This is a genomic window from Tautonia rosea (assembly GCF_012958305.1).
Taxonomy (GTDB): Bacteria; Planctomycetota; Planctomycetia; order Isosphaerales; family Isosphaeraceae; genus Tautonia; species Tautonia rosea.
Genome location: NZ_JABBYO010000007.1, coordinates 96,472 through 110,022, shown reverse-complemented (window position 1 = coordinate 110,022; position 13,551 = coordinate 96,472). Strand labels below are relative to the sequence as shown.

At 64.8% G+C, this 13,551-nt stretch carries 13 protein-coding genes; 3 read left to right on the top strand and 10 right to left on the bottom strand.

Annotated elements, in window-relative coordinates; all coding sequences use genetic code 11:
• Positions 1-114: 114 nt before the first annotated feature.
• The 10 genes from gcvPB to HG800_RS13900 form a co-directional block, all read right to left on the bottom strand.
• Positions 115-1,647, bottom strand: coding sequence for an aminomethyl-transferring glycine dehydrogenase subunit GcvPB (gene gcvPB / locus HG800_RS13945; RefSeq protein WP_169977247.1), 1,533 nt, complete (start codon positions 1,645-1,647; stop codon positions 115-117).
• A gap of 99 nt (positions 1,648-1,746) precedes the next feature.
• Positions 1,747-2,028, bottom strand: coding sequence for a hypothetical protein (locus HG800_RS13940; RefSeq protein WP_169977246.1), 282 nt, complete (start codon positions 2,026-2,028; stop codon positions 1,747-1,749).
• A 3-nt stretch (positions 2,029-2,031) separates the two neighbouring features.
• Positions 2,032-2,592: a Uma2 family endonuclease gene (locus tag HG800_RS13935; RefSeq protein ID WP_169977245.1), complete on the bottom strand. Its 561-nt coding sequence runs from the start codon at positions 2,590-2,592 to the stop codon at positions 2,032-2,034.
• A gap of 242 nt (positions 2,593-2,834) precedes the next feature.
• The gene (gene gcvPA / locus HG800_RS13930) at positions 2,835-4,190 is read right to left on the bottom strand and encodes an aminomethyl-transferring glycine dehydrogenase subunit GcvPA (protein WP_169977444.1); all 1,356 of its coding nucleotides are present in this window, start codon (positions 4,188-4,190) and stop codon (positions 2,835-2,837) included.
• 187 nt (positions 4,191-4,377) lie between these two features.
• Complete coding sequence (locus HG800_RS13925; RefSeq protein ID WP_169977244.1) at positions 4,378-5,088, bottom strand: hypothetical protein; 711 nt, start codon at positions 5,086-5,088, stop codon at positions 4,378-4,380.
• Positions 5,089-5,323: 235 nt separating this feature from the next.
• The gene (locus HG800_RS13920) at positions 5,324-5,533 is read right to left on the bottom strand and encodes a hypothetical protein (protein ID WP_169977243.1); all 210 of its coding nucleotides are present in this window, start codon (positions 5,531-5,533) and stop codon (positions 5,324-5,326) included.
• A complete protein-coding gene (locus HG800_RS13915) occupies positions 5,520-6,011 on the bottom strand; it encodes a type II toxin-antitoxin system VapC family toxin (RefSeq protein ID WP_169977242.1) in 492 nt (163 codons plus the stop codon). Before HG800_RS13915 ends, HG800_RS13920 begins: the two co-directional genes overlap by 14 nt.
• Positions 6,012-6,088: 77 nt before the next feature.
• On the bottom strand, positions 6,089-6,484 hold the full coding sequence (gcvH, locus tag HG800_RS13910; RefSeq protein WP_169977241.1) for a glycine cleavage system protein GcvH: 396 nt from the start codon (positions 6,482-6,484) through the stop codon (positions 6,089-6,091).
• 263 nt (positions 6,485-6,747) lie between these two features.
• Positions 6,748-7,857, bottom strand: coding sequence for a glycine cleavage system aminomethyltransferase GcvT (gcvT, locus tag HG800_RS13905; RefSeq protein WP_169977240.1), 1,110 nt, complete (start codon positions 7,855-7,857; stop codon positions 6,748-6,750).
• Positions 7,858-8,015: 158 nt separating this feature from the next.
• A complete protein-coding gene (locus HG800_RS13900; RefSeq protein ID WP_169977239.1) occupies positions 8,016-9,110 on the bottom strand; it encodes a mandelate racemase/muconate lactonizing enzyme family protein in 1,095 nt (364 codons plus the stop codon).
• 249 nt (positions 9,111-9,359) lie between these two features.
• On the opposite strand from HG800_RS13900, the gene HG800_RS27995 reads away from it, so the two are divergent.
• Genes HG800_RS27995 through HG800_RS13885 form a run of 3 tightly spaced genes read left to right on the top strand, consistent with a single transcriptional unit; the run spans position 9,360 to position 13,535 of the window.
• Positions 9,360-11,564 carry an outer membrane protein assembly factor BamB family protein gene (locus tag HG800_RS27995; protein WP_169977238.1) on the top strand — a complete coding sequence of 735 codons (2,205 nt, stop codon included), beginning with the start codon at positions 9,360-9,362 and terminating at the stop codon, positions 11,562-11,564.
• A 1-nt stretch (position 11,565) separates the two neighbouring features.
• Entirely contained in the window at positions 11,566-12,456 is an 891-nt protein-coding gene (locus HG800_RS13890; RefSeq protein WP_169977237.1) for an SIMPL domain-containing protein, read from the top strand.
• Positions 12,453-13,535, top strand: coding sequence for a prenyltransferase/squalene oxidase repeat-containing protein (locus HG800_RS13885; protein WP_182830373.1), 1,083 nt, complete (start codon positions 12,453-12,455; stop codon positions 13,533-13,535). The genes HG800_RS13890 and HG800_RS13885 overlap by 4 nt, the downstream gene beginning before the upstream one ends.
• Positions 13,536-13,551 lie beyond the last annotated feature (16 nt).

The window sequence follows — 13,551 nt, the reverse complement described above, 5'->3', positions numbered from 1 at the left end:
GCGAGGCGAGAGCGGAAAGGAGGATGTGAGGTTGGGGCCACGTGGTGACAGCGGGGGTCGGGATGACTGCGGTCGCCTCGGCGAGGGTGAGACGGAGTCATCCCGACCGGCGCGTTAATACGAAGGAGTGACGAGTGTGCCCCGATCGGCGGCGGGAACGGGGGTCGCCGAGGGCTGGGGAGCGGCGGAGGAGTCGGGTTTCCAGCGGAGGATCGGACGCTTGGCGGCGGCGACCTCGTCGGGGCGGCTGATGGGGGTGGTGACGGGGGCGGCGTGGAGCAGCTCGGCGTCTTCCTCGGCGATGGCGAGCAGGGCGCGGGCGAAGGCGTCGAGGGTTTCCTTGCTCTCGGTCTCAGTCGGTTCAATCATGAGGGCTTCGGAGACGATCAGGGGGAAGTAGACCGTGGGGGCGTGGAAGCCGTAGTCGATCAGCCGCTTCCCGATATCCATCGCACGGACGCCGCGATCGCGGGCCATCGCGCGGGCCGAGGCGACGAACTCGTGCATGCAGCGATCGCCCATGGGCACGGGGTAGACGTCCTTGACCAGGGCCAGCAGGTAATTGGCATTCAAGACCGCGTGCTGGGCGACGGCCTTGAGCCCCTCGGGGCCTTGCGATCGGATGTAGCAGTAGGCGCGAACGAGCACACCGACGTTGCCGAAGAAGGAGCGGACGCGGCCGATCGCCTTCGGGCGGTCGTGGTCGAGGAAATAGGTGCCGTCGTCGCGCCGTCCGACGGTGGGAGCGGGAAGGTAGGGGGCGAGGTGGTCGCGGACGGCAATCGGCCCGGCGCCGGGACCGCCACCGCCGTGAGGGCCGGAAAAGGTCTTGTGCGGGTTGTAGTGCATGAGGTCGACCCCCATGTCGCCGGGCCGGACGACGCCGAGGATGGCGTTCATGTTCGCCCCGTCGAGGTAGAGCAAGGCCCCGCGTTCGTGGAGCAAGTCGGCGATCTGGGTGATTTGCTGGTCGAACAGGCCGACGGTGTTCGGGTTGGTGATCATGAAGACGCCAACCTCGTCGTTAAGCTTCGCCTTGAAGTCGTCGAGGTCGACGAGGCCGCGCGGGTCGCTCTTGACCGTCACGGCCTTGAACCCGGCAAGTTGGGCCGAGGCGGGGTTGGTGCCGTGTGCGCTGTCGGGGACGAGGACGGTGGTGCGGTGCTCGCCGCGATCGCGGAAGGCCGCGGCGGCGACCATCAACGCGGTCAGCTCCCCCTGGGCTCCGGCGGCAGGCTGAAGGCTGACGGCGGGCAGGCCGGCGATCTCGCCAAGATCGTGCTGAATCTCGAACAGGAGCTGCAACATTCCTTGAAGCGTCGATTCGTCCTGATAGGGATGCAAGGCCGCCATGCCGGGGAGCGAGGCGAGCCGCTCGTTGCGCTTCGGGTTGTACTTCATCGTGCACGACCCGAGGGGATAGAAGTTGGCGTCGATCGCCATGTTGAACGTCGAGAGGTTCGTGTAGTGGCGAACGACGTCGAGCTCGCCGAGTTCCGGCAAGGGCGGGAGCGCCTCGGCGCGGTGTTCGGCGGGGATGAGGTCATCGAGCGGCCGGTCGGGCACGTCCGAGGGGGGGACGATCCGCACGCGACGGCCGGGGCGAGACGCTTCGAACAGGAGCGGGGGCTGGTCTTTCTTCAACATGGGTCGTCGCCGATTCAAAAAAAAGGTCCGTGCGAGGGCGGTCGGGATCTGGTTGCAACCGAGCGGATCAAGGTAAGCGCGGCGGATCGTTTCCGAGGTTCAAGCCCGCGACCGAAAGGCGCGATCGAGCAGTCCGAAGGAGGACCAGAGCAGACCGATCAGGACCGCGACAAGCAAGAGGACGAGTGTCAGTTGATCGGTGACCATCGCGCTGATCCGAAAAATGGCATCGACCGCGGGGGAGGGTTCGATCCCCTTCGCGTCGTACTGCGTTTTGGCCCACGGGACGACCGAGGCCAGCAAGACAAGGAGTACGCCGGCCATTGCGGCGATGATCACGACCGCTCGCCGGTGGCGTCGGGCCGCGTCGTGTTTGCGCATCGCTCAGCCTCCTCCGTCGAACAGATCGGACACGCGGACGCGGAAGCCCGGGAGCACATCGCCGCCGTCGAGGTGCTCGGCCGCGGGAATCGTCCGGGGATCGCGGCCAGGGCGATGCTCCTCCACCTCGCGGCGATCAGAATACACCCACCAGACCAATCGAGCGCCGCCGTCGAGCCATTCGGTGAGCTTCGACGCGATCCGACCGGGGCGGTCGGTGGGAGAGACGATCTCGATGAGCAGATCGGAGGCGAGGGGCAGATGTTTTTTCCGATCGGCCACCTGGGCCAGACGGTCGTGAGCGACAAACGCGACATCGGCACCGCGGACGGTGTCGGGATTCCGATGGAGAAGGAAACCCGTCTCGGCGGCAAAGACCCGACCCAGCCGGTTTGCCTTCACATGAACGGCGAGCAACACAAGGATTTCCGAGGCAATCATGCCGTGCTCGCCGCCGGGTAAGGGCATCGTGATCAGCTTTCCCCGGTCCAGCTCGACCCGAACCGACGGATCGTCGAACCGGAGTAGCTCGTCGCTCGTCATCGGACGGGTGCGGGTGGACATGGGAATCGGCTCCGAGGGGATGGAGGGGCCGGGATGGTCGGAGGTTAGGGCGTGGGATGAAATGGTACGTGTTCGTGGTGTCGTTGTCGCCGGTGGTTCGATCGGCAATTGAGGGTGAGAAGACCCCCCTCACCCCTGGCCCTCTCCGCCCGCGAACGGGGGAGAGGGAGTGAAAACCAACCCTCGCCCACGAGTGCGGGGGGTGAGGGGTCCGACGCCTTCAGCGTGCGCGGCGCAATCGATTAGACCACAGCCAGGGCCTGGCGATAGGCGTCGGCGAGGGCGTCGATCTCGGATCGGGTGCGTTTCTCGGTGACGGCGATGAGGATGGCGTCGGCCAGCTCGGGATACCAGCGGCCAAGCGCGATGCCGCCGTGGAAGCCGAGGCGGCCGACCTCGGCCAAAACGCGGGACGGGTCCTTCCCCTCACATCGAACGACGAATTCCTTGAAGAAGGGGCCGTCGAAGGCGAGCGAAAGGCCGGGGATCTCGGCCAGGCGATCGGCAGCGTAGTGGGCCTTGCGGGCCGATTGCGCGGCGGCGTCGCGGAGGCCGGTCGGCCCCATCACGGCAAGATAGATGCTGGCGCGAAGGGCCATCAATCCTTGATTGGTGCAGATATTCGAGGTCGCCTTTTCGCGGCGGATGTGCTGCTCGCGGGTCTGCAAGGTGAGAACGAAGCAGCGGCGGCCGTCACGGTCGAGCGTCTGGCCAACCAGTCGGCCGGGAATCTTGCGGAGGTACGACTCGCGGCAGGCGAGCATCCCCAGGTACGGCCCGCCGTAGACCAGGGCATTCCCGAGCGGCTGCCCCTCGGCCGTCACGATGTCGGCGCCGTAGGCTCCGGGCTGCTTGAGCAGGCCGAGGCCGATCGGATCAACGCTGACGATGACCGTCGCCCCGTTTTCCTTAGCGGCAGCGACAAGCGGCTCGATGTCTTCAAGCTGGCCGAAGAAATTCGGCTGCTGGAGGATGACGGCGGCGGTGTCGTCGGTGATGGCGGCGATGAGGTCGTCGATCGAGGTCCGGCCGTTGCGAGTTGGGACGGTGACGAGTTCCGGGTCGAGGTTCTCGAGGTAGGTCCGGGTCACGTCCCGGTATTCGGGGTGGACGGCCTCGCTGGCAACGACCCGGCCGTGCCGGTTGCCCGAGGCGATGGCCATGAGCACCCCTTCGGCCACGGCCGATCCGCCGTCGTAGAGGCTGGCGTTGGAGACGTCGAGCCCGGTGAGCTGCGCGACGAGGGTCTGGTACTCGAAGATCGCCTGGAGCGTTCCCTGGCTGGCCTCGGCCTGATAGGGGGTGTAGGCGGTGTAGAACTCCCCGCGGCTGGCGAGCATGTCGACCACGGCGGGGATGAAGTGATCGTACGCGCCGCCGCCGAGGAAGCAGGGGCGATCGTCGATGCTCGCGTTCTTTCGGGCTAGCGCCCCGACGTGCCGGGTCAGCTCGATCTCCGTCAGGGCCGGCGGCAAGTCGAGCGGCCGATCGAGCCGGACGCCGGGCGGGACCATCTCGAACAACTGGTCGAGCGACTCCAGGCCGATCGTTGCAAGCATCTCCCGCGTTTGTTCGTCCGTGTTCAGAATGTAGGCCATTACCAGCCAGGGGGTTCGGATGATCGGGCGTCTCCAGGAGCCGGTGCGCGATCGCCCGGCCCTCAGCGTCATTGTAGGCGCTTATTCTACGAGACGGCCTACGAACCGACGAGGCGACTTCCGAGGAACCTCATAGCGAGTCCATCGCACCTTCAACGCCCCAGAACCGAAGTCGATGGGTTCCAGCTTAGGTCACGTAATGCTCTGCGTATGCCCGTTCCTCGTCATTCAACGACCGGGCTTCCTCGGAGATGGCATACCAGATCTCGTTCTCGATCCAGAACCGGTAGAGAAATTCCTCGAACGACGAAACGCAGAGCCAGGGACCTTCGCTCCATGGAGAATCTGATTCGCCGTCTCCGGAGGGTGTATTCGATGGATCGATCTCCGGAACCGACTCAGAAGGATCGCCATAGTCATTGAGGGATACGAGGACGACGGGATCGGAGTTCGGATCGAGGTACAGGTACCAGAACAGGCATCCCTGCGAGTCAGAAAGAAAGTGGACGAGCGCGGCCTCGGAGTTCCACGGGGGTCGCAACAGGCAATCGGGGAGTTCGAAGTAGCAGTCGGTGCACGATCGAACACGGCCGACGAGTTCCGGGTCCGCGATGAAGGTCAAGAACGACTCGGGCAGCGTCAGGCCCTTCGCCTTGGCCTCGCGGACGAGCGCGGGCAAGCGCGTCGCAGCGTCCTCTGCCCACCCGGCCTCCAGAGGAGCATGGATCGGCCGGGCTTTGAGCCAGTCAAAGGTGCCTTGGACGTGTTTAGACGGCGCGGGAGGCAGCGTCTCGTACGCGAAGAACGAGTAGGTCGCCAGGTCGGGATGATCGCGGTAGCCCGGGAGCTCGATCGACGGCCAGGCCTTTGGGAACGGTACTCCTCGGGGCGTGGTCATCTTCGGATGCGTCCTGGGCTGGGGGATGTTCGATCCCGAGGGATGGGCCGAAGGGTATCGCAGTGCGGACCCACGAGTGTGGATGAGACGTGTGACCTCGAGCCGAAACTCCGGGAGGCCGCCATGTTCCCGGATGAGGTTGGTCTGCCCGATTCACCCCAACCAACATCAGGTCCGGGCTGGGAGGAAGGTTGGTTGCGCAGGGTAGCCTCCGCCAGGACGGGCTCGGCGATGATCAGCCCTCGTCACTGTTGCGGGTCGAACCGGCCACCTCAGAAACGCGCCCCTCGGACGGCTTGCGATGGGGAAGCCTTACGATTGGCCGGACATCACGATCGTCTCGCGCTCGAAGGTCAGCCACCATGGCGTGAACGTCGTAGCCAAAAAGCTTGGCATAGGCCTCTCGGGCTGCTCGAACTTGCTCCAAAACACTATCTTCCTTCATCGTCCTGGCCTCCAGTGGGTAATTCTTCGGGCGTGCAGATCAATGGAGGTTCGTATCCGGCAGCACGACAAACAGCCTCAATTCGTGGTCGCAACGTCACGTTTGCGATATGTTTGCAATTCCAGGTCAAGAGGTAATCCAGACCGAGGAATGCCGCAAGGGCGATGTGGACCGCATCAGCCGCCGCCCGTTCGGGAAGAGGGACATCTCTGATCAGAGATTGCGCTAATGTCGCAACCTCAGGCGTTTCCTCCAGCAGAGGAATTCCTTCGAGGGAAGATACGCGAGTGGCCGCAGCCTGGGCATCACCAGCTTGACACTCCAGCAGGATGAGTCGGGATGTGTACAGCTCAAACGCATCCCGGCCCGTCCACCATTCCTGGGTGATCTGCTGATGAGCTGCCCGCACCAGCTCGCGGCTCGGCCATGCGGTCAGATAGCTGGGCAGAGTGGTCTCAAGGTAAACCCTGGGCTTCATGGCACCATTTTACCGCTTGATCGCAGAGAGGGGATCAGCAGTCCTGAGAGTGCTCGAAGCATTCTTGAAGTTCCCGATCAGTGCGAGTCCTCGGCGACCTTTTTCTGGTAGGCGTCGAAGTCGAGAAGATTGGGAAGCTCGGCGTCGGGGGAGGAGGGGCGGAGCTTGAGGATCCAGCCGGAGCCGAGGGGGTCCTGGGCGATCTGGTTGACGTCGTCGGCGACGGAGGCGTTGACCTCGATGACCTCGCCCGAGAGGGGGGCGTAGAGGTCGTTGACGGACTTGACGCTCTCAACCTCGCCGAAGGAGTCGCCGGCGGAGAGGGTGGTGCCGGGGGTGGCCTTGGAGAGGTCGATCATGATGAGGTCGGTCAGCTGCTCGACGGCGAAGGTCGAGAGGCCGACGGTCGCCACGTCGCCGTCGATCGAGACCCATTCGTGAGTGGGGGCGTACTTGAGATCCTTGGGGTCCATGATCGTCGGGGCTCCTTGGGGGGCAAAGGCTGTTTGTTCTCGAAAGCGGCGGAGAGGGTTGAGTACTGGCTTCCTCGCCCCGCGTGCGGGGAGAGGGGGCTGCGTTTGGATGGCAAGGCGTGAGGTTCGGGGCACAGCCCCCCTCACCCGGCCTTGCGGCCACCCTCTCCCCCGCTCTGCTCGCGGGGGAGAGGGTGGCGGAGGTCTCGGTCTGCCTCTCCACGCGAGCGGGGAGAAGGCGCTCCTTGCACTCGGGAACTGCTCTAGGATCGGGGGCGGCGGTAGAAGGGCAATTCGACGACCTCGGCCGGTTCACGGTGGCCGCGAATCTCGACCACGAGCTCGGTGCCGAGCGGGGGAGCCTCGGGGGTGACGAGGGCCATGGCGAGGCTCTGCTGGAGGGTTGGGGCGAAGGTGCCGGAGGTGACGGTGCCGATCAGGGTGTCGCCCCGGAGGACGCCGCAACCCTGGCGGGCGATCTTGCGGCCGGGAAGCTTCAGGCCGATCCGGGCGGCGCCGGGGGCCTCCTTCAGACGAGTCAGGGCGTCGCGGCCAACGAAGTCTCCCTTGTCGAGCTTCACGAACGGGGCGAGACCGGCGGCAAAGGGGTTGACCGATTCGCTCAGCTCGTGCCCGTAGAGGGGCATGGCGGCCTCGAAGCGGAGGGTGTCTCGGGCGCCGAGGCCGCAGGGGCGGATGCCGCGTTTGAGGCCGCATTCGAGCAGTTCGAGCCAAACGGCCTCGGCCACGTCGCGATGGACGATCAGCTCGAAGCCGTCTTCGCCGGTGTACCCGGTTCGGCTGGCCGAGGCCCGGGTGCCGAGGACCTGGCCGGAGGTATGGCTGTAGTAGCCCTGTTCGGCGAGGGAGGGTCCTTCGAACAGCTCTTGAAGGGTCAACAGCGCGGCCGGCCCTTGAATGGCGATCATGGCCGTATCGAGGGTCGAGTCGGCCAGAGTCGCGTTGAAGGAGCCGGCCTGCTGCTCGAACTGCTCGACCACGCGGAGGCGGTTCGAGGCGTTGCAGACGAGTCCGTACCCGTCTGCTTCGGTCAGGTGGTACACGAGTACGTCGTCGAGGATGCCCCCGTCCTCGTCACAGATCAGGCTGTACTGAATTCGGCCGGGGGCGAGGCGGGCCACGTCGTTGGTCGTGACGTGCTGAAGCCAGGCCAGGGCATCGGGTCCGTCGAAGCGGAGGCGGCCCATGTGGCTGATGTCGAACAGGCCAACGTGTTGTCGGACAGCCCGATGTTCCTCGACGATGCTCGAATACTGGACCGGCATCACCCAGCCGCCGAACTCAACCAGCCGGCCGCCGTGGGCCTTGTGCCAGTCGTACAGGGGGGTTTTCAAGAGTTCGACAGTGGACATGGGAAGCAGAACCTCGCTACATGATCAGCGCGCGGAGCCATCACGGCCAAGGGGAATCTCGTCTCATCTCATCACGACGCGGCCGAGTCCGGATTTGGGGCGATTCTAGCGAAGCCAGCCACCCAAGGACAACCGCGTGTTGACCGGCGACGAGCCGGTCAGGACGAGGAGGCGTCGATCTGATACTTGCGGACCTTCTCCAGATCAACCTCGATGCCGAGGCCCGGGGCTTCGGGAACGGTCATGCGGCCCGACTCGATGGTGAAGGGGTGAGCGATCACATCGTCAATCAGTCCGTAATACGTACAATCGTTTGCCATCGGGAAATTCGGCGTGCTGGCGGCCAGGTGAAGCATGGCGGCGGTCTTCGGCCCCAAATCATGCGAGCAGTGGACAACGCAAGGAACCCCGGCCGAGGCAGCGACCTCGGCCACAAGCTTCGTGGCCCAGATGCCGCCGCACTGATACGTATCGGGCAAGAGCACGTCGGCCGCCTGTTTCTCAAGGATCGTACGAACGCGGGCCATCGTCGTGACCGACTCGTTCAGCGCCAGCGGGGTCGAGGTGAGGGCTCGGATGCGGGCCGAGTCGTCGATCAGGTCTTCGGGCATCGGCTGCTCGAAGTATTGAAGGCGGTACGGTTCGAGATCCTTTGCAAGTTGCTCGCAGACCTCGGGAGAATAGCCGGTGTTGGGGTCGATGCGCAGCTCCAGGCGGTCGCCGACGGCGTCTCGAACGCCTCGGACCATCGCCAGGTCTTCCTCGGGATCGCGACCGGCCTTGGTCTTGAGGGTCGAAAAACCCATCTCAACATAGAGCTTCGCGATTTCGCCGGCACGCTCGTACGATTGAATCCCCATGCAGGCGGCCAGCTCGATCTCGCGTCGATAAGGGCCGCCGAGGAGGCGGAACAGGGGCAAGGCATAGATCTTCCCCGTCAGGTCCCAGAGGGCCATCTCAACGGCGCTCTGGATGTAAATGTGATCGAATTTCAAGTCTTCATAGACGGCCATGATGTTCGTCGGATCGATTCCCACGAGCATTGACCGGAGCCCTTCGGCCTCTCGGCCGGTAAGCTTGGTGCCGAGATAGACCTGAGGGGTTTCTCCCCAGCCTTCCATTCCGGTGTCGGTTTCGAGGCGGATCAAAATGGAAAAGGTGGACGAGGCACCGCGATAGCGGCTGTGATAGGGGGCGATCGGCGGTTTTTGTGGCACCTCGACGGAAAACGAGTCAACGCGGGCGATCTTCATCTCACAAATTCCTTTGAGCAGTTCGTTTGAGCCAATTCACGATCAAGGTTTCGGTGCCGGATCGAATCGGCGCGATCATACGGGGTGCAATCGCACGGGTCGAGCGGGGAGCCGGCTCTTGAGGGCGAATCACGAAACCCATGCGTGCAAGGAATTCCGAAAGAATTCGCTTGCCCCCTCTGCGACCACTTCGATACAACAGTGCTATCTTGAGCCTTCATGAGTGTGTGTCCATCTGGGGAAGCCCTTGTGACTCGACGATTCCGGCAAGGTTGGGTCCGGTCGGTCGATCGCTTCCGAAACGGGCTGCCGAGCGGCCGAACCGCGCGAGGCTGGGCCGTTGCAGCGGCTGGGCTGTTCGCCCTGTTGCTTGCGAGCGGGCCGGAAACGGCGATCGGCCAGGTCATGATGATGGAGCTGGTGGCCGCGCAGCCCTCGAACGAGGAGCCGGGGCGGCCGATCCAGCTTCCGCCAGCCTCGACCGAGGTGAAGGAAGCGCTCGACGACTTCGAACGGTTCGCCCGCCGATCGGCCTGGGAACGGGCCTTCAAGGCACTCGATGGGATTCCCGACGAGCAGAACGAACGGTTCGTCGATCGGGACGACGGCTTCATCATCCGCGTTTCGGAACGCAGGAGGGGCTTGCTGGCGAGCCTCCCCCCCGAAGGACGCGAGGCTTACCGCCTCTTTGCCGATGCCGAGGCCCAGCGATTGCTCGATCTGGCCGTCGGTGAGCAGGAGGAGGAGACGCTTGAACGGTTGTTTGCCTCGTCCTTTCTCACCTCGTCCGGAGACGACGCGGCCGATCGGCTGGGGGATCTCCGCTTCCAGCAAGGGCGGTTCGACCGCGCAGCCGAGTGCTGGCTGGCAATTCTCCGCGACTATCCCGATTCCGACCTCCCTCCGGCCCAGATCGCCGTGAAAGCAGCCCTGGCGCTGCACCGAGCCGGACGGGCTTCGGAAGTGGAAGAGCTACGCCGGGACATTGAGGGGCGATACGCCGGCGAGGAGGTGGTGATTGCCGGATCGCCCGAGGAGGCGGAGACGTTTCTCGATCGGGTTCTTGATGAGCCGGAGCCGGAGGATTCCGCTTCGGCCGATCCCAGCAAGAAGCCTGCCCCCGTGCTCGGCGCAACGGAAGCGGCGGCCTGGCAGGTACGGTTCGGCGATTCGGTCGTCGCGGGAATGACCGAGCAGGAACAGCAACAGTGGCGGGTAAATCCGCTCAGTCTGACGGTCCCAGGGACCGCGACCGACGGATCGCGGTTGTTTGTGAATTACCTTAGCTACCTGTTCGCGGTGGACCTGACGACCGGCAAGATGCTCTGGCGATCGGCCCCGTTTCATGATCTGAACACAGCCGTCTCGCAGAACCAGGGACGGATGATCGACCCGAGCCGTTATCTGGTGGTCGCCGTCGGCGATCGACTGCTCAGCCTCGAACGCGATCTGCGCGACCAGAACTACAATGCACCGTTTCGGCTGGTCTGCCGCCGATCGGACTCGGGAGACGTGGTCTGGCAATCGACCGACCTCTCGGAGTTGGCTGGTCTCGACCTGATCGGCCCCCCCCTGCCCGTCGGCGATCGGGTGTTCGTCGTCGGCCGGACGTTCATGAATCAGCAACCGCAGCAAGGACCAGGGCTGTTTGTGCTGGCGATCCAGCCCAGTCACGGCAAGGTCCTTTGGAAGGCCGAGGTCGGCACGCTTCGGCAGGACCAGCAGCGCTACTATTACGGTGTACCGTTTCAGGAGGCCCAGCCGCAACTCGTGCATCGAGGGGGGGCGGTGTTTCTGGATACGCACGCGGGAGTGCTCGTCCGGCTGGACGCCGAGACCGGCGACCTCGCCTGGGGCTATGCGTATGAGACCGATCCGGTGTCGGGCTCGGGAGGCCGCGTGTTCGTTTCCTCGAACCGCATCCCGGACCCGGTGACGGCCGCGGGCCGTCCGGTCGAGGTGGACGGAGCCTTGCTCGTCAAGGGAGCGAAGTCGGGCCGGATCGCCGCCATCGACCCCGATCGGATGACCCTGCGATGGGATCGGCCCATGGCCAGGTCGGCCCGATTGCTGGGAGCGGTGGAAGGCAGCGTGATTCTTGGCGGCCCCGAAGTCGATGCGCTCGACGTCGATTCTCGGCGCCTGGAGTGGTCGATCCGATTGCCCGGCGGCAGCTACGACGGCCGGCCGATCATCCGAAACGACGGCATCTGGCACCTGACCCCTCGCGGGATCTTCGAGCTGGATTCGCAGACCGGCCGCGTGCGTCGGATCGTTCGAGGAGACGACACGGGGTCGATCGGCGGCGACCTGCTGCTGACCGACTGTTGGCTGTTGGCCGTCTCAAACCGAACGATCTCGGCCTACGAGCGTCGCCCCGGCGAGGATGATCTCGACTCGAATCTCAATCCCAACTCCGACGACGCACAAACGACCGACGAAGGAGAGCAATAAGATGCGAGCAACGCGATCGGTCGTGACGGCCGTCGTCTTCCTCGGCACGATCGGGCTGGGGTTGGAGGCACACAAGGCGTTTGGGCAGGTGGTTTACACCCCCCGCGACAAGGCAGCCGAGGACATCGAGGGGATCACCGTCTCGGGCAAGGCGATCGTCGATGCCATGCCCAACCTGATGGAAATCGACCTGCACGTGACCTCCGCCTCCGAACTGACGGCCGACGCGATCGTCAAGTATCGTGACGCGAAGGCGAGGATCGAGGAGGCGTTTGCGAACCTGAAGCTCGATCAGGTTGAGATCGAGGAGCGTGGGCTGCTCGTCGATCAAAAGGGGCCGGCTCCCAATCAGTACGGCGGCATCGACCCCCGAACGACCCTGAGCGCGAAGCCCGAGGTGCAACTGTCCCGCAAGCTCGTCGTGCGATGCTCCGAGATTCAAGGGAAAGACGAGGAGGAGCTGTTGCAACTGGCCGCCCGATTGCTCGACGTGGCGCAGGATGCCGGAGGAACGATCGGCCCTCAGCCGAACGTCAATCCATATCAATACAGCTCCCGAGGGTACGACATGAACCTCGTCCGGTTCATCGTCGAGGACTTCGAGGCGGTGGAGGAGCAGGCGTACGAGGCCGCCGTGGCCGATGCCAGGACCCGAGCCGAACGGCTCGCCCGCCTGAGCGGGACCAAGCTCGGGCCGATCGTCGCGATTCAGGAAGTCGCAAGGCCGGGCGATCCGATCGCCAACGTCCCCCGAGTCGCCATCCCGAACGAGGAGCCCCCGCGCGAGGGGCGGTTGGAATCGACCCGGTTGCAAGAGGTTCCTGTGCGGGTTGAATTGCTCGTCCGGTTCCAGCTTCGGCCCGCCTCGGGCGACGGAGACGGGACACCATGAGCATTCGCACGCCGACCCCCGCCAATCGTCGCGCGTTTCTTGGCCAATGCCTCGGCGGGGCCGTCGCGGGGGGGCTCGCAGGACGGATCGCCAGGGGTCAGGGCAGCGGGCAGGTCTTGCCCAAACACCTGACGCCCGAGACGCTCCGCGCCGTGGAACGCGGGACCGATTACCTGGCCAGCACCCAGGCCGACGACGGCTCGTGGATGATCGGCGGCGGCCAGGCGTATCCGGTGGCCATGACCGGCCTGGCGGGAACAGCGTTTCTGGCGCACGGCGACTCACCGACCCGGGGGCCGTACGCCAGGAACCTGCAGGGGGCGGTTGAGTTCCTGGTGCGCTGCTCGACCCCCTCAGGACTCTTGACCGGCCCAAGCCAGGACAACGGCCAGCCGATGCACGGGCACGGCTTCGCATTGATGTTCCTGGCCTCGGTCTACGGGATGATCACCAAGGAGTCGCTCCGGCGCGAGGTGCGCGAGGCGATCCGCAAGGCCGTGATTTTGACCGCCCGCGGGCAGAGCATCCACGGCGGCTGGACCTACGTTCCGGGAACCGGCGACGAAGGCTCGGTGACCGTGACCCAGGTCCAGGCCCTTCGGGCAGCTCACAATGCGGGATTTCTCGTGCCTCCTGCGGTAATCGAAGAGGCCGGGAAGTACCTGGAGAAGTGCCGGACGCCGGAGGGGGGTATTGCCTACTCGCTCGGCTCGGGAGGCGGCCCTCGCCTGCCCATCTCGGCCGCGGCGGTGGCCACCTTGTACAACTCGGGCCAGTTCGACAGCCCAATCGCCACCGATTGTCTCAAGTATGTTTGGGACGCCTTTCAGGCGACTGACGCCTGGAATAAAGGAGGAGGGCACACGTACTACGCCCACCTCTACGCCGCCCAGGCGTTCTACATGGCCGGTGACGAGTACTGGGATGATTATTTTCCCGAGACGCGCGACCACCTGATGAGCCTTCAAGCCGACGACGGTTCGTGGAACGGCGACGGCATCGGCCAGGTCTACGGCACGTCGATCGCCGCCATCATTTTGCAACTTCCGTTCAAATATCTTCCTGTCTTCCAGCGTTGAACGGATCCGATTTCCG